The sequence below is a fragment of the Variovorax sp. UC122_21 genome, assembly GCF_044056785.1.
Classification (GTDB): Bacteria; Pseudomonadota; Gammaproteobacteria; order Burkholderiales; family Burkholderiaceae_C; genus Variovorax.
The window spans coordinates 914,372-929,483 of sequence record NZ_CP172003.1 but is presented as its reverse complement, the minus strand read 5'-3'; the positions used below and the strand labels follow the sequence as shown (position 1 = coordinate 929,483).

General features: G+C 70.0%; 13 protein-coding genes and 2 pseudogenes. 7 read left to right on the top strand and 8 right to left on the bottom strand.

Going from position 1 to position 15,112, the window contains the following annotated elements:
• The first annotated feature begins 12 nt into the window (after positions 1–12).
• Entirely contained in the window at positions 13–1,584 is a 1,572-nt protein-coding gene (locus tag ACHMXE_RS04755) for a hypothetical protein (RefSeq protein ID WP_209542225.1), read from the top strand.
• A gap of 16 nt (positions 1,585–1,600) precedes the next feature.
• Here the strand turns inward: ACHMXE_RS04755 and ACHMXE_RS04750 are convergent, their stop codons facing one another.
• On the bottom strand, positions 1,601–2,212 hold the full coding sequence (locus ACHMXE_RS04750) for a CHAP domain-containing protein (RefSeq protein ID WP_209542224.1): 612 nt from the start codon (positions 2,210–2,212) through the stop codon (positions 1,601–1,603).
• Positions 2,213–2,322: 110 nt separating this feature from the next.
• Complete coding sequence (locus tag ACHMXE_RS04745) at positions 2,323–3,327, bottom strand: PhnD/SsuA/transferrin family substrate-binding protein (RefSeq protein WP_209542223.1); 1,005 nt, start codon at positions 3,325–3,327, stop codon at positions 2,323–2,325.
• Positions 3,328–3,554: 227 nt separating this feature from the next.
• Here ACHMXE_RS04745 and ACHMXE_RS04740 point away from each other — a divergent pair, with 227 nt between their 5' ends.
• The gene (locus ACHMXE_RS04740) at positions 3,555–4,709 is read left to right on the top strand and encodes a hypothetical protein (RefSeq protein WP_209542222.1); all 1,155 of its coding nucleotides are present in this window, start codon (positions 3,555–3,557) and stop codon (positions 4,707–4,709) included.
• A 27-nt stretch (positions 4,710–4,736) separates the two neighbouring features.
• Here ACHMXE_RS04740 and ACHMXE_RS04735 read toward each other — a convergent pair whose 3' ends face one another.
• Entirely contained in the window at positions 4,737–5,567 is an 831-nt protein-coding gene (locus ACHMXE_RS04735; RefSeq protein ID WP_395347435.1) for an autoinducer binding domain-containing protein, read from the bottom strand.
• Positions 5,568–5,987: 420 nt separating this feature from the next.
• Between ACHMXE_RS04735 and ACHMXE_RS04730 the strand changes: the two genes are divergently transcribed.
• Positions 5,988–6,803 carry a helix-turn-helix domain-containing protein gene (locus ACHMXE_RS04730; RefSeq protein WP_395347051.1) on the top strand — a complete coding sequence of 272 codons (816 nt, stop codon included), beginning with the start codon at positions 5,988–5,990 and terminating at the stop codon, positions 6,801–6,803.
• Positions 6,804–6,824: 21 nt separating this feature from the next.
• Here ACHMXE_RS04730 and ACHMXE_RS04725 read toward each other — a convergent pair whose 3' ends face one another.
• Positions 6,825–8,024 carry a hypothetical protein gene (locus tag ACHMXE_RS04725; RefSeq protein ID WP_209542219.1) on the bottom strand — a complete coding sequence of 400 codons (1,200 nt, stop codon included), beginning with the start codon at positions 8,022–8,024 and terminating at the stop codon, positions 6,825–6,827.
• Positions 8,025–8,239: 215 nt separating this feature from the next.
• Here ACHMXE_RS04725 and ACHMXE_RS04720 point away from each other — a divergent pair, with 215 nt between their 5' ends.
• The 3 genes and pseudogenes from ACHMXE_RS04720 (at position 8,240) to ACHMXE_RS04710 (ending at position 10,756) form a co-directional block, all read left to right on the top strand.
• The gene (locus ACHMXE_RS04720) at positions 8,240–8,665 is read left to right on the top strand and encodes a tripartite tricarboxylate transporter TctB family protein (protein ID WP_057591037.1); all 426 of its coding nucleotides are present in this window, start codon (positions 8,240–8,242) and stop codon (positions 8,663–8,665) included.
• 10 nt (positions 8,666–8,675) lie between these two features.
• Positions 8,676–10,206: pseudogene (locus ACHMXE_RS04715) on the top strand (tripartite tricarboxylate transporter permease).
• A gap of 217 nt (positions 10,207–10,423) precedes the next feature.
• Positions 10,424–10,756, top strand: a complete 333-nt coding sequence (locus tag ACHMXE_RS04710) for a hypothetical protein (RefSeq protein ID WP_209542217.1) — start codon at positions 10,424–10,426, stop codon at positions 10,754–10,756.
• 4 nt (positions 10,757–10,760) lie between these two features.
• Here the strand turns inward: ACHMXE_RS04710 and ACHMXE_RS04705 are convergent, their stop codons facing one another.
• The 4 genes from ACHMXE_RS04705 to ACHMXE_RS04690 form a co-directional block, all read right to left on the bottom strand.
• Positions 10,761–11,012, bottom strand: a complete 252-nt coding sequence (locus ACHMXE_RS04705; protein WP_057591029.1) for a hypothetical protein — start codon at positions 11,010–11,012, stop codon at positions 10,761–10,763.
• Entirely contained in the window at positions 11,009–12,139 is a 1,131-nt protein-coding gene (locus tag ACHMXE_RS04700) for a PAS domain-containing sensor histidine kinase (RefSeq protein ID WP_209542216.1), read from the bottom strand. Before ACHMXE_RS04700 ends, ACHMXE_RS04705 begins: the two co-directional genes overlap by 4 nt.
• A 5-nt stretch (positions 12,140–12,144) precedes the next feature.
• Positions 12,145–12,957, bottom strand: coding sequence for an alpha/beta fold hydrolase (locus ACHMXE_RS04695; RefSeq protein ID WP_209542215.1), 813 nt, complete (start codon positions 12,955–12,957; stop codon positions 12,145–12,147).
• Between the two features lie 91 nt (positions 12,958–13,048).
• A complete protein-coding gene (locus ACHMXE_RS04690) occupies positions 13,049–14,005 on the bottom strand; it encodes a LysR family transcriptional regulator (RefSeq protein WP_203206530.1) in 957 nt (318 codons plus the stop codon).
• A 104-nt stretch (positions 14,006–14,109) separates the two neighbouring features.
• Between ACHMXE_RS04690 and ACHMXE_RS04685 the strand changes: the two are divergent.
• Positions 14,110–15,086, top strand: a pseudogene (locus ACHMXE_RS04685) (Bug family tripartite tricarboxylate transporter substrate binding protein).
• Positions 15,087–15,112: the final 26 nt, after the last annotated feature.

Below are 15,112 nucleotides of genomic sequence, written 5' to 3'. Positions count from 1 at the left end.
GGAACGCCGGCCATGAGCAACGCACAGCATCCCTACCACCCGATCATCTACGTGCGCGGCTTCGCCGCCACGCAGGGCGAGATCGAGGAGACCGTGGCCGACCCCTACATGGGTTTCAACATCGGCTCGACCAAGACCCGCATGGCCTGGACCGGCGACATGCGCCGCTTCTATTTCGAGTCGCCGCTGGTCCGGCTGATGGGCGACCACCGCTACGAGGACGTGTTCGTCGATGGCGACGACCTGATGGCCGCCACGCGCGCCGACCAGGCCGTGCCCTACCGCAGCATCGTCATCTACCGCTACTACGACGATGCCTCGAAGGACTTCGGCAACGGCAAGACGCCGCCGATCGAGACCTTCGCGCAGGGGCTCGGCCAGCTGATCCTGCGCCTGCGCGAGCGGGTGTGCGCGAACCCGAAGAACGAGATGACGCCGGCGGACTTCAAGGTCTACCTGGTCGCGCATTCGATGGGCGGCCTGGTCTGCCGCGCCTTTCTGCAGAACCCGAAATTGGGTTCGGCCGAGGCGCGCGCGGCGGTCGACAAGCTCTTCACCTATGCCACGCCGCACAACGGCATCGACATGCGCATCGTGCGCAACGTGCCGGGCTGGCTGTCCTTCGGCGACGCCAACAACTTCAACCGCGAGCGCATGGCCGGCTACATGGCCGTGCCCAAGGGCGACGACGTGTCGCTGGTAACGAACTTCCCGCCCGAGCGGGTGTTCAACCTCGTGGGCACCAACGCGCGCGACTACGCGGTGGCCGGCGGCCTCTCGGCCTGGGCCGCGGGCGATGCCAGCGATGGCCTGGTGCGCATCGAGAACGCCACCACCCACGGTCTGGCGGCCGACGGAACGGATGTCGGATCGCCGCGCGCGTTCGTGAATCGCAGCCACTCGGGGCACTACGGCATCGTCAATTCGGAAGAGGGCTACCAGAACCTCACGCGCTTCCTGTTCGGCCAGCTGCGCGCCGACGGCATCCTCGACATCGACGACATCACGCTGCCCGAAGAAGTGCAGGCGGCGCTCGACGAGGGCAAGAGCGTGAAGGCCTCCTACCAGTTCGAGGTGGTGGCCAGCGTGCGCGGTGCCCAGTGGCAGATCACGCGGCGCGAGGCGCGCGAGAACTCGGCCATCTTCCGCTGCTACGACGAGCTGTTTCCGGCCCAGGGCAAGCAGCGCACGCCCGACCGCAGCAAGAGCCCGCACCTGTTCTCGCTGTTCCTCGACCCGAGCAAGAGCGTCGTGGCCTCGGGCTCGGTCAGCTTCGCCTTCGACATCAAGGTGCTGGTGCCCGACTACGAGATCGACGGGCTGCTGTTCCTCAAGCGCCACTACGAAGGCGGCTTCGTCTTTCGCGACCTGATCATCGTCGAGGCCTTTCCGGATGCCGCCGCTCCTTATGGGTGGCGTGTCTTCTATGGTGCGCAGGACGTTCATCCGGGCAAGCCCGGCATCGAGGCCACGCTGTACCCGCTGCAGGGCACCGACGGCTATGCCTTCGACATGACGATCATCCAGGACGCGCGGCCCGGCCTCACGGGCACCTTGCGGGTGGAGATGCGGCCCTGGCGTTGAGCTGCCTGCGCCCGACTCAGGACGGCGCCTGCGCGCGCCGCAGCCAGCCCAGGGTGCCGCCCTTCACATGCCAGTTGCCGTCCCGCGCCTTGAGCACGAGCCGCGCGCGGCTCTCGCCGAACGGCCCGGGGTTCTGCTGCACGATCTCGATCTCCCGCTCGCCCACGCCCGCCACGATCGCGACATGCCCGTAGCGGTTGAGCAGCGTCGGCGCGAACACGATCAGGTCGTCGACCCGCGGCTTCTCGGCCTGCCCGTTGCGGTACTGCAGCAGCGCGCGCTTTGCATTCGGCTGGCCCTGCGGCGTGGTCGCGTCGTAGAAATCGCGGGCGTGGCCGTAGGCGTCGGGCATGCGATGGCCGAAGCGCTCGAAGTAGTAGCGCTTGACGAACTCCACGCACTGGTACTGGATGCCGAGGTTGTAGCCGTCGCTCGACAGCGCGCGGCCCTCGGCGTTGTTCACGCCGCCGTTGTAGTAGACCTTCACGCCGTTGAACTCGTCGACCACCGCGCCGACCTTGCGCGCGGGGTTGAGGTTGAAGTAGGTGGCGCCCCCGTAGCCGGCGACGGCCAGCGCGGCGATGGCGGCGAGGGTGGCGAGCAGGAGGGCGGGGCGGCGAAGGGGCATCGGTGGCGAAGGAACGGTGGCGGGCATGAACGCCCGCCATCCTCGCACGAAGCCCGAAGCGTCCTGCCGAGCAGCCACGGAAACCGGTGACCATGGCGGCGCACCAGCACTCAGGCCGCCCGCTCCTCGTCGCGCAGCAGCACCGCCTTCTGCCGCTCGTAGTCGGCCGCGATCTGCGCCAGCCGGCGCCCGCGCGCGGCATCGCTGGTCCATCGAGCGGCGCGCACGCGCTGCAGCGCGAGGTCGCGCTGCAGCTGCGCCACCGGCAGCAGGGCCGCATGCGGCGCGGCCTCGTAGCCGGCCGGCGCGTTCAGCGCCCGCAGCACGGCGCGTTCCCGGGCGCTGCGCGGCCCGGCGGCGGTGCCGTAGCGCAGCAGGAAGCGGCGGAGCTCCTGGCGCGTGGCGCGCGGCCAGTCGGCGCGGATGGCGAAGCGCTCGGCGGGCAGGGGCTCCGATTGCCAGACGATCCTGAGCTGCCGGCCCTCGGGCGGAAAGCGCCGGCAGAACAGGCGGTGGTCGTCGAGCGTGCCGGTCGCGATGTCGACATCGCCGTTGGCCAGCGCGAGGCTGCCCGCGAAGGTGGAGCCGACGGTCTCGGTGCGAAAGGCGGTCTCCATGTCGATGCCGCGCGGCAGGAACAGCCGCGCCTGCGGCAGCACGTATCCCGCGATGGAGCGCCGCTCGCCGTAGGCGACGCGCCAGTCCTGGGGCTCGGCCAGCAGCCGGTCGAGCGCGTCGGGCGGAGCGGCGCGGCGCACCAGCAGCACCGCGCGATTGGGGTCTTGGGCCGCGGGGCGCCTCGCCTGGGCGAGAATCCGCATCCGCCCCTCGACCACCGCCTGCAGCGCGGCCTCGGGGGCCAGGAAGCCGGCGTCGACCTCGGCGTGCGCGACGGCCCGTGCCAGCGATTCGAGGCTGGACAGCGTGGCGGTCTCGAGCGCGCAGCCGACAGCGGCGCACAGCGGGTGCAGCAGCGGTTCCCACGCGGCGCGCGAGGCCAGGGCCTCGTCGAGCAGCGGCAGGGCGAAGCGCAGCCGGGCGGAAGACGCAGGGGAGAAGGCCTCGCTCGAGGCCGCCGAGGCTGGCGCGAGACGCGAGCCCGACAACAGGAGCATGCCGGCGCCGCCGCGCGCGACACGCAGCAATGCGTCGCGCCGGGTGGCACCCGTTGGTGCATGCGAAGGGGGAAGGAAGGACGGTGCCATGCGGATTCACGAAGAACGCTGGCAGAGCCCGAACGCGCCGCGGCGCGCCATGGCGCGGCCGCCGTCCGGCCAATGACAGCAGGGTTTGGAGTCTGCGCATCCGCCTTCGCGCGCGCTACTCCCGAACAGGAGGGAACATGGGTCTGGAATCCACGGCGCTGGCCGACGCGGTCCGGCGCCTGTATGCCGAGGTGGCGGCGCCGGGTGCCGGCGGCGTCGACCTCAACGTGCTGCGCGAGTGCATCGGCGCCGAGCACGTGGTGATGACGAGCATGCACGACGGCGACACCGAGTGGCGCGCCTGCACGCAGTTCGGCCAAGTCGAGGAGCGCGAGCTCGGCCAGTGGCTCACCATGGCCGACCACGAGTCGCTGATCCGGCTCACGGCCTCGGGCCTGCCGGTGCGCACCTCCACCTTCCTGAGCCGCCGGGCGATGGCCAGCACCGAGCTCTACCAGGAGGTGCTGCGGCCGCTCAACGGCGGCCTGGCCGCGGTGTCGTACTGGCGCGAGCACGACGGCTGGCGTGGCCTCAGCTACTGCCGCTCGCTCGAATCGGGCCACGATTTCCGCGAGGACGAGCTGGCCTCGATCCAGGCCCTGGTGCCGCACCTGCGGACCATCGAGCAGCTGCATGCGCAACTGCGGCAACGCACGCGCGCCAGCGTCGATGCGGCGCACGACATGCTGAACCTCGCGCCGCAGGCGGTGATGCTGCTCGACGCGGCGGGCCGCGTGGTGTTCCTCAACCGCAGCGCAAGTGCGTTGCTGGCGCAACCCGGTTGCGGCCTGCGTGCCGACCGCGAGGGCCTGCGCGCGCGCGACGGCGCCGAAGACCGCCGACTGCGGCAGGCGGTGCGGCTCGCGACCGAGCTCGCGCCCGAGTCGCGCCGCGCGGCGCTCAGCGAGGGCGCGGTGGCGGCGCGGGGCCTGCCGGTGACCATCCGGCGCATGCCGCCGCTGCGGCCGCTGATCCTGTCCGTGGTGCCGGCGGCCAGCCTGTCGGCGCAGGCCGAATTCGGCAGCGCGCGCGTGGCGGTGATGGTGCACAACGCCGGCGCCGACGGCACCATCGCCGCGGCCCGGCTGGTCGAGGCCTACGGGCTGACCGCGCGCGAGGCCGAGCTGGCCGTGCTGCTCGGCAAGGGCGAGGACCTGGCCGGCGCGGCCGGGCTCATGGCGCTGTCGGCGGGCACCGCGCGGCAGTACCTCAAGCAGATCTTCGCCAAGCTGGGCGTGCAGCGGCAGGCCGAGCTGGTGCGCCTGCTGGTGGCGAGCTTTCCGCAGGAGTGAGGCCGAAAGGCCTCGCGCACATCGCGCTCAGGCGCCCGGCGGCATCGCGCGCGCGGCCGCGTTCACGAGCTGCACGCGGTTGCGCACCTTGAAGCGCGCGCGCAATTGCCGCAGGTGGTAGTCGACCGCATGGCCCGACATCTGCAGCCGGTGCGCGATCTCCTTGTCGCCGCGGCCCTGCCGCAGTTCCTCGAGGATGCGCAATTGCATCGCGCTGAGCATCCTCGAAGCGTGGCCGATGTCGCCGAGCGGGCTGGCCGCCGGTGCCGAGGTGAGGCCACAGGACTGCACGCGACGGTGGAAGTCCTCGGCCAGCATGCGGGCCAGCGCGACGATGCCCGCGCCGATCCACGCGCTGTCCGTGCGCTCCGACTGCAGGCTCACCAGCGTGTGCTCGCCCAGCGGCAACGACAGCGGCGGCGCCGGCAGCCTGAACAGCACGCCGCTGCCGATGCCGCTGGCGCGCAGGTCCTCGAGAAAGCGCTCATGCAGCGCGAAGCGGGTGTCCTCGGGCGGCCACTGGCGCGCGAGGCCGTCGCGGTCCCAGACCCACGGGCCGGCGCTGCGCTGCGCGGCCTCGACGCGCGGATCGACCTCCTGGTATTGCTGCGAGAAATAGCGTTCGGTCCAGCGCGGATTGGCATGGCCGGTGAAGAAGCTCGAGGGCCGCCACCGGCCCTGCGCCAGCGCCACGGTGCCGTAGGCGAACCACTGGAAGCCCAGCGCCTGCAGCATCGGGCCCATGCGCAGCAGCGGGTCGTCCTCGCCGGTCGGAGCGCCGCCGTCGATGGCGTGCGGCAGCGGGCCGTCGGTGACGAAGCGCACCGGCGCCGCGCCGTGCGGCGGCAGCCCCGTCATGCCGCGCACCGTGGGGTCTCCCGATGGCAGGGCGGACGGAGGCGCTTCGGCGCGCGGCTGCGGCAGTTCGGACGAGCGCGCGCTGCGTCGGTACGGCAGAAAGACATGGGCGGCGGGCAAGGGTTCGATGCGGTGGACGAGGCGGGTGGAGGCCGCGCGCGGCGCGCGGCGAGCGTGCGGTCCGGGGAACGCCGGACCGGCGCTGCGACCGGTGCGCGAGAGGCCTCTGGCAACGGTGCGAAGGCATGTTGCCGCCGCTGCCGAAGGGCGTCGATAACCTTCCAGATAATGGCCGCCGCGATGCGCAATGGCGCTACCGCCTGTTACCCCGATTACGCGTGTTTGTTGCGTGCGAGACGAAGCGTTTGGCGCGCCGATCGGGTCCAATGGCGGGCTTTTCGATCCCTGGATCCCGATCCCATGAGCCTGCCTCCGCTGCTGCGCCATACGAGGGCGAGCAAGAACATCTCCCAACTCGATCTGTCGTTGCGGCTGGGCGTGTCCCAGCGGCACGTCAGCTTCCTCGAGACCGGCCGCGCCGCGCCGAGCCGCGACCTGCTGCTGGCCTGGATGAACGAGGTCGAGGCGCCGACCTCGCTGCGCAACGCGGCGCTGTCGCTCGGCGGCTTCACCACCGTCGCCGGCGAGGAGGGCGCGTCGTGGATCGGCATGACCGACGCCAACGAGGCCGCGCTGCAGCGCATGGTGCAGCTGCACAACCCGCTGCCGGGCCTGGTGTTCGATCCCGACTGGAAGATGCTCGCGACCAACTGCGCGGGCCAGTGGCTCTGCACGGTCGTGATGCCGGCCTACTGCGAGGCCATCGGGCATCGCTTCGAGGGCCTGGACATGATCGACTGCGTGGCGCACGACGACGGCCTGCTGAGCCATTCGCGCAACGCGGCGCAGGTCGGCGCCAGCCTGCTCGCGCAATTGCAGACCGAGAGCTGGCTGCGCCCGTCGCTGCGCCCGCGCGTCGATCGGCTGGCCGAGTCGCTGCACCGGCGCTACGGCCGGCTGCCCGAGATGCCCTCGCTGGGGCTCGCCACGCCGAGCCTCAACCTGAGCTTCGACACGTCGCTGGGCGTGCTGAGCTTCTCCACCTTCCAGAGCGCCTTCGGCATTCCGCAGGACATCAACTCCTCGTCGCTGCGCATCGAGCTGTGGTTCGCGGCCGATGCGCACACGCGCGAGGTGATGAGCGACGCCGATGCCGAAGCGGAGGCCTGCTGCTGAGGGCGTAACGCCGGCGCGGCGTCAGGGCAGCTTCGCCGCCACGCGCGCGGCCAGCGCGTTGACGCGTTCGCGCGCCACCGCATGCAGCGCCGCGTCGCGCTCGCCGCCGCCCACGCGCACCTCCACGCTCAGCAGCCCCTTGCGGATCTGGATGCGGTTGAGGATGTCGATGAAGGCCTCGTCGCCGAGGCCCGCCACCGGCGTCTTGGGCTCGCCGACCTTGCGCGAGATCTCGAAATAGCGCTGCGAGAACGCGGGCGTCGACGCGAGGTTGCGCACGCTCATCTGCACCTGGTGCGAGACGGTCACGCGCTTGCCGTCGACGGTGTCGGTGCGGCGCAGGTTGTAGAGGCAGCCGATCGGCTTGGGAATCTCCTCGATGCGGTTCTCGCGCGACTCGTGCGTGATCTTTCCCTTGAACTGCACCGGCGTTGCGATCGTCATGTCGGGGAACACGGCCTTCACGTCCTCGGTCGTCATCAGCGCGCAGGCATCGGGCCACTGGTCGGCGGGCGCGGTCTGCGACACGCGCGTGTCGGCCGGCACCGCCACCGCCGCCTGCGCGGCGATCGGCGCCGCGGCCGCCACCATGCCGACGCCCGGCTGCCAGCGCGCGAGCGCCTGGCGCGCGAGCGCGCTCGCATTGCCGGGCGTCTGGCTCGAATAGGGATCGAGGCTGGCGAGCACGATCAGGTCGCCCTTGCGCGCCTGCACCGCGACCCGGTGCGCGCTGGTCTCGATGAAGGCCTCCTCGCCCACATCGGCCAGCGTCTCGATGCGCAGGCTGAGCTTGGGATCGGCGGCCACGCGTTCGCGCGCGGTGCGCAGCGAGGCGAAGCTGTCCCTGGCCGTGCCGCGCCCGACCGCGGGCGAGTCGCCCCAGCGGATCACGGTCAGGCTCGCGAAACGCGCGACATCGGTCTTCGAGGTTGGGCTCGGCAGGCGCACCACGTAGGTGCAGCTCTCGGCGTACTGCGGGCCGCGGCTCAGGGGGCTCAGGGTCGGGCCCTTGTCGGTGACCGGGCGTCCGGGGAACAGCGCCTCGATGTCGGCGCGCGGCATCAGCCTGCAGGCATCGGGCGCGTTCGCGGCCATGGGAGAAGGCGCGGGCGGCGGCGAGGCCGTCACGGTCGCGCTCTGCGCGAGGGCGGCGGCATGGACCGCGCCGGCCAGCAGCAGCCAGGCGGGGCGGATCGGGGCGAGGGGGCTAGAGGTTTTCAAGCGGACTCCGGTATTCGGGTAAACGCGTAGAAGCGGCGCAAGGCGCGCATCCTCGCCGCGCCGGCGCGGGCCGTCGATTACCTGCGGCGTAGTCGGCCGTACGTAGTTCCCGAGGCCCGCGTGTCAGTTTTCGGTCAGCCGCCGACGCCGAGCATCCCTGCCTCCATCACAACAGGCCGCAAGCGCGCTGCGCAGGCACGCCCACAGAGACAGACATGAACGACCGCAACCTAGGCAGAGGGCTCTTCCTCATCGCCATTTCCCTCCTGTTCGGCATCACCGCCGCGCGCAACTACCCGATCGGCGACTTCTCGCGCGCGGGTCCCGGCATGTTCCCGTTCATCGTCAGCATCCTGCTCGGCCTGATCGGCGTGGCCACCGTGATCCGCTCGCGCTTCGTCGCGCGCCAGCCGATGGAGCTCAACCTGCGCAACATCGGCATCGTGATCGGCAGCCTCTGCGGCTTCGCGCTGATCTCGGAGCACATCAACATGGTCGCGGGCATCGTGTTCATGGTGTTCGCCTCGACGGCTGCCGGCCTCTCGTACTCGTGGGTGCGCAACGTCAAGATCTCCCTCGGCCTGGTCGCGATGGCTTTCGCGCTCCAGAAGCTGCTGGGCCTGAACCTGCCCCTGCTCTGAGGACCGCGCCATGGAAGTCTTGAACAATCTCGCGTTCGGTTTCTCGCACGCGCTCACGATGCAGAACCTGCTGTTCTGCGCCATCGGCTGTACCGTGGGCACCCTGGTGGGCCTGCTGCCGGGCCTGGGCCCGCTGGCCACCATCAGCCTGCTGCTGCCGCTGACCTACTCGATCCCCCACCGGCGGCGCGCTGATCATGCTGGCCGGCATCTACTATGGCGCCCAGTACGGCGACAGCGTGAGCGCGATCACGATGAAGATCCCGCATGCCAGCAGCATCGTGGCCTGTATCGACGGGTACGCGATGACGCTCAAGGGCCAGACCGGCCTGGCGCTGTTCACCGCGGGCTTCTCGAGCTTCGTGGGCGGCACCATCGCGATCGTCGTGCTGGCGTGGATGGCGCCGATGCTCGGCGAAGTGGCCTTCCTGTTCGGCCCGGCCGACTACTGCTCGATGATGCTCGTGGGCTTCGTGTGCGTGAGCTTCGTGACCACCGGCAGCCTGCTCAACGGCCTCGCGATGTGCTTCATCGGCGTGCTGCTCGGCCAGATCGGCACCGACGTCAACAGCGGCATGCAGCGCTACACCATGGACCTGCCCTTCCTCGCCGACGGCGTGGGCCTGGTGAGCATCGCGCTGGGCTGCTTCGGCATCGCCGAGATCACCAAGAACCTCGACGCGCGCGAGGAGCGCTCGCCCTTCAACGGCAAGATCAACCTGATCCCGACCTGGGCCGAGTTCAAGCGGATCATCCCGAGCGCGCTGCGCGGCGGTGCTATCGGTTCGTTCCTGGGCATCCTGCCCGGCGGCGGTCCCTCGATCGCCCAGTTCGCGGCCTACGCCATCGACAAGAAGGTCAGCAAGTACAAGCACGAGATCGGCACCGGCTGCATCGAAGGCGTGGCCGGCCAGGCCGCTGCCGACGAAGCCGCCGCGCGCACCAGCTTCATCCCGCTGATGAGCATCGGCATCCCCGAGAACCCGGTGATGGCGCTGATGCTGGCCGCGTTCGTGATCAAGGGCATCCAGCCCGGTCCGAACATGATCGCCAGCCACCCCGACCTGTTCTGGGGCCTGGTGGCCAGCATGTGGGTGGGCAACTGCTTCCTGCTCGCGCTCAACGTGCCGCTGGTGCGCTACTGGCTGTCGGTGTTCAAGATCCCGTACGCCGTGCTGTTCCCGTCGATCCTGTTCTTCTGCTGCATCGGCACCTACAGCGTCAACAACAGCCTCGACGACATCTTCATCACCGCCGTGTTCGGCTGCCTCGGCTACGCCTTCATGCGATTGGAGCTGGACGCCGCGCCGCTGATGCTGGGCTTCATCCTCGGGCCGATGCTGGAGGAGAACTTCCGGCGCGCCATGCTGATCAGCCGTGGCAGCTTCGGCGTGTTCGTGAACCGCCCGATCAGCGCCACGCTGCTGGGCCTGATCGGCGTGTTCGTGGTGTGGCAGCTCGTGGCCTTCGTGCGCTCGATCCAGAAGGCGCGGCGCGAGGGGCCGGCGGTGTTGCCGGCGAGCGATGCGCATGGGGCTTGAGGGGCGATTGCGCCTGGCAAGCTCGCACTGAGCCGTCGTTCACGGGCTGATGCCCGAGAAGGACACGGAGCCGGCCCGTTGAAGCCGGCGATGGACGCCCGATGGATCTCATCGGGCGTTTTCATTTGTGCGGTGGAAGCGCCTCTCGCTCGTCGGCATGTCCAGGGGCGGTAGCATCCGGCCAAGACCATCCATTTCCTGTCGCCTCCCCACGAAGATGAGCCGCGTCACCATTTCCACTGCGCCGTGCGACCCATCCGCTTCGCTGGTGAGCGAGATCCGGCGCGTGACGAAGCTCGGGGTCCTCGATGTGCGAGGGCGCCTTTCCAGCGGAATCCCGGTGTTCGATCAGGAGCTTTTCTCCAATCGGACGGAAGACGTCTTCGCCAAGGCGCGCGCGTTGCTCTCGGCGCTGGAGGGCGGCGGGCATCGGCCTCTCGTCGCAGAGGATGGCCGGCCCATCACGCCCGCGATCCTGCGAAACATCTTGCAGGCGTCCGAGGAGGGGGCCGAGGCGCTTCGCCGGCTCGATGACCTGGGACATGTGTAGGCGTTCACTGGAATGACGCGATGAGCAGCACGAGACCGCCCACGGCAGCGGCGATCAGCGCGCAGATGCCGGCGGCAGCCAACATGTGCGTCGCATGGCGGCGGTCATCGGCGGCGTCGTCGTGCCGGAAGCCGCGCAGCAGGCCGTTGGCAAGTGCGAGCAGGTGGAGCAGCGCTCCGAACGCGGCAAAGACGCCGGCCAGCATGGCAAAGCCCAGTGCGGCCCATGACAGGTTCGCGATGACCCTGGCGATCATGGCGCTTCGGCATGCGCGGGAAAGCGCAGGCCAAACGAAGTGCCATCGGCCACCGTCGACGTCACGCTCATGTCGCCGCCATGGGCGCGCGCGATCTCGCGGACGATGAAGAGGCCCAGCCCGACGCTGCGCACGGTGTTGCTGCCGGTCTCGCCGCGGACCATGGGCTCGAACATGTCGGCCAGCATCGATTCGGGAATGGGCGCGCCGAGATTGCGCACCACGATCTCGGCCGTGGCGCCGGCCACGCCCGAGCGCACGAACACGGGCGTGTCGACCTGGCCGTAGGCGGCCGCGTTGCTCACGAGGTTGCCGATCAGCTGCGCGAGACGGTCGGCGTCCGCCACGCAGGCGCTGTCGCCTTCGGGCATGTACTCGATCGTCCGGCCCGGGTAGGCCAGGCGCAACTCCGCCAGCGCGCCGTCGACCACCTCGTGCAGGTCGATCGCCCGGCGATTGACCGTGAGCCCCTGGCCCACGCGCGCCTGGGTGAAGTCGAGCAGTTCCTCGATCAGCCGCTGCGCCCGCTCGGCCGAATTGCGCACATGCCCCAGGATGCGGGTGCGGCGTTCGCCGTCCACGCGCTCGAGCATCTGCACGCCCATCACGATGGCCGACAACGGATTGCGCAGGTCGTGGCTCACGATGCCGACCATCTGCTCGGCGAACAACGCCCGGTCCCGCATCAGGCTGCGCGTCTCGCGCTCGGCCACGAGCAGCGCGTCGGCCTTGCGCCTGGCACCCATCAGCTCGCGTTCGTAGCGGCTGCGGTCCTCGGCGGCGAAGGCCGCGATCTCGTCGAACTCGCCTTCGGGCCGCTGGCGCCGGCGGGCGTTGAGGATCATGGGGATGGTCCGGCCGTCGCGATGGCGCAGGTCGAACTTCACCTCGGCCAGCGATCCCTGCATCTGCAGCGAAGGCGCCCAGTGCGTCTGATGGAAGATCCGGCCGCCCATGGTGAACAGGTCCTGCAGTCGCTTCGCGCCGACGAGTTCGTCGCGAGGAATGCCGATCCAGTCGCAGAAGGTGCCGTTGGCCTTGACGATCGTGCCGTCGCGCGTCGTCACGAGCAGGCCGCACGGTGCCTCGTCGAAGAGGCTGGCGAGGTCGGGGATGGCCTGCGTCATCCGGCTCACGCCGACGCACGCGGCAGCGCGGCGAGGAAGGCCTCGATCGCATCGCAGCACGCGCCCGGCGCGCTCAGGTGAGGGCAGTGGCCGACGTTCTCGACGACACGCAGGGTGCTGCGGGGGAGGACCCGGTGGATGTACTCGCCAACGACGAGCGGCGCGATCAGGTCCTCGGACGACTGGACGATAAGCGTGGGCGTGCGCAGCTTCCCCAGGTCCTCGCGGTTGTCGGACAGGAAGGTGACCCGAGCGAACTGCCTGGTGATGTCCGGGTCGGTGCGGCAGAAGCTCGCCGTGAGCTCCTCGCCGAGCTCGGGCCGCTCGGGCAGGCCCATGATGGCGGGCGCCATGCTGCTCGCCCAGCCGAGGTAGTTGCTGTCGAGCGTGTCGAGCAGCGAGTCGATGTCCTCGCGCGCGAACCCGCCGACGTAGTCGCCATCGTCGATGTAGCACGGCGACGGGCCGATCATCACCTGCGCCGCGAAGGTACCGGGCGACTTCAGCTCGGCGAGCAGGCCGATCATGCCGCTGACGGAGTGGCCCACGAAGATCGCCGGGCCCGTCGCCACGTCGCGGACGACCTCGAGCAGGTCGTCGGCGTAACCCTGGAGGCTCGAGTACTTCGCGGCGTCGTAGGCATCGAGGTCCGACTGGCCGGCGCCCACCAGGTCGAAGGTCACCACCTTGTAGCGATCCGCGAACCGTGGCGCCACGAGTCGCCACATGTTCTGGTCGCATCCGAATCCATGGGCGAAGACGATGGCTGTCGGCCCGGAACCCTGGATCCGGATGTTGTTTCGGTGGTGGACGTTCATGAAAAGCTCAGACGCGGTCTGAGGCGATGAGGCGAGAGGAGTAGCAAGAAGTATCCATTTTGCGCCGATTCGGTGAACGCCAGCCGCTCGTTCAAGACCGGCGCGTGCGTTGCGGCGACCGGGCCTTCGCCGCCTTGGCCGCCTTGGCCGGCCCCACGCTCGAGCGGCTCGCCAGCGCCAGCATCTCCAGAAACGCCGCCGCCGCCGGCGACAGGCTGCGCCCCGCGCGCCGGATCACGCCGATGGTGCGCCCGATCTCGGGCCGTTCCAGCCGCACGCCCACCACGGCCGCCGGCTTGCGTGGCAAGGTGAGCTGCGGCACCACGGCCACGCCGAGGCCGTTCTCGACCATGCCGATCAGCGTGGAGACGTGGCGCACCTCGCACACCGGGCGCGGCAGCGGCGGCAGCTCGGCCAGGGCCTGGTCGATGAACAGGCGGTTGCGGCTGGCCTGCGAGACGCGCGCATGCGGGTACTGCGCGAGCTCCTCCCAGCCCACGGACTTGCGCCGCGCCAGCGGATGGTCCGCGGGGCAGGCGAGCACGTAGGGTTCCTTGAGCAGCGGCGTGAACTCCACCTCGGAGTCCTGCATGCCGATGTAGTTGAGCGCGAAATCGGCCTCGCCCTGCTTCACGCTGGCGAGCACCTCGTCGGCACCCTCCTCGATGATGCGCACCAGCACGTGCGGATGGCGCGCGCGGAAGGCCTGGATCACCGGCGGCATGAAGTGGTGCACGGTCGACAGCACGCAGCCGATGGTGACATCGCCGGCTTCGAGCTCGGCCGCGTCGCGCAGGCTCAGCACGGAGCGGTCGAGGTCGTCGACCAGGCCGCGGATCTGGCCGAGGAAGCGCCGGCCCAGCAGCGTGAGCTCTACGCTGCGCGTGGTGCGGTCGAACAGGCGCACGCCCAGCAGCTCCTCGAGGTGCGAGATGCGCCGCGACAGCGCGGGCTGCGACAAGTGCAGGGTGCGCGCCGCCGCGGCGAAGCTCTGCAGCTCGCCCACGGTGACGAAGGCGCGCAGGTCGGCCAGCGAGGGCTTCAGCATCGGGTCTCACTCATGCAGTTCATGCAATAAACCCCCGAAAAACTTGCAATTTACTGCAATGACGCCCAGGCAGAAGATGCGCGGCAGAACAAGGAGACAACGACATGCAACGCCGCCAACTGCTGCTGACCGCTTCCGCGGTCTCGGCCACCATCGCGATGCCCCGCTTCGCCATCGCGCAGGACTTTCCGAGCAAGCCGATCCGCTACATCGTGCCGGTCGCCGCCGGCGGCGGCAACGACATGATCGCCCGCGTGGTCGCCGAACGCTGGGGCCGCGCGCTGGGCCAGCCCTTCGTCATCGACAACCAGAGCGGCGGCGGCGGTGTGGTGGCCTGCCAGAACACGGCGCGCGCCGCGGCCGACGGCTACACGCTGATGCAGGGCTACGTCGCGACCCACGGCACCACGCCCGCGACGCGCCGCGTGAGCTACAACGCGATCAAGGACTTCACGCCGATCGGCATGATCGGCGCCACGCCCAACGTGCTGGCCATCAATGCCGACGTGCCCGCCAAGACGGTGGCCGAGTTCGTCGACTACGTGAAGCACAACCCCGGCAAGGTGAGCTACGGCTCGGCCGGCGCGGGCTCGCTCACGCACATGACGATGGAGCTGTTCAAGCAGGAGACCGGCGTGGTCATGGTGCACGTGCCGTACCGCGGCATCGCGCCGGCCATCAACGACGTGCTGGGCGGCCAGACCCAGGCCATGTTCCCGGGGCTCGCGGCGGCGCTGCCGCACCTGCGCTCGGCCGCATGCGCGCGCTGGCCGTCACCGGCAGCAAGCGCAGCGCGCAGCTCAAGGACGTGCCGACCATGGACGAGGTCGGCTTCAAGGGCTTCGACGCGATGCAGTGGTACGGCTCGGTCGGCCCCGCCGGCATGCCGGCCGACGTGGTGCGCCGCCTCAACGAGACCCAGGTCGCGGTGCTCAAGGCGCCCGACCTCGCCGAGAAGCTCGCCAGCGAGGCCGTCGAGCCCTGGCCGATGACGCCGGACCAGTTCGGCAAGTACATCGGCTCGGAGATCGCGCGCTGGACCGCCCTTGCCAAGGCCCGGAACATCCAGCTCGACGAGTAGGCCCGGCCGGCTCCCTTTCCTTTTCT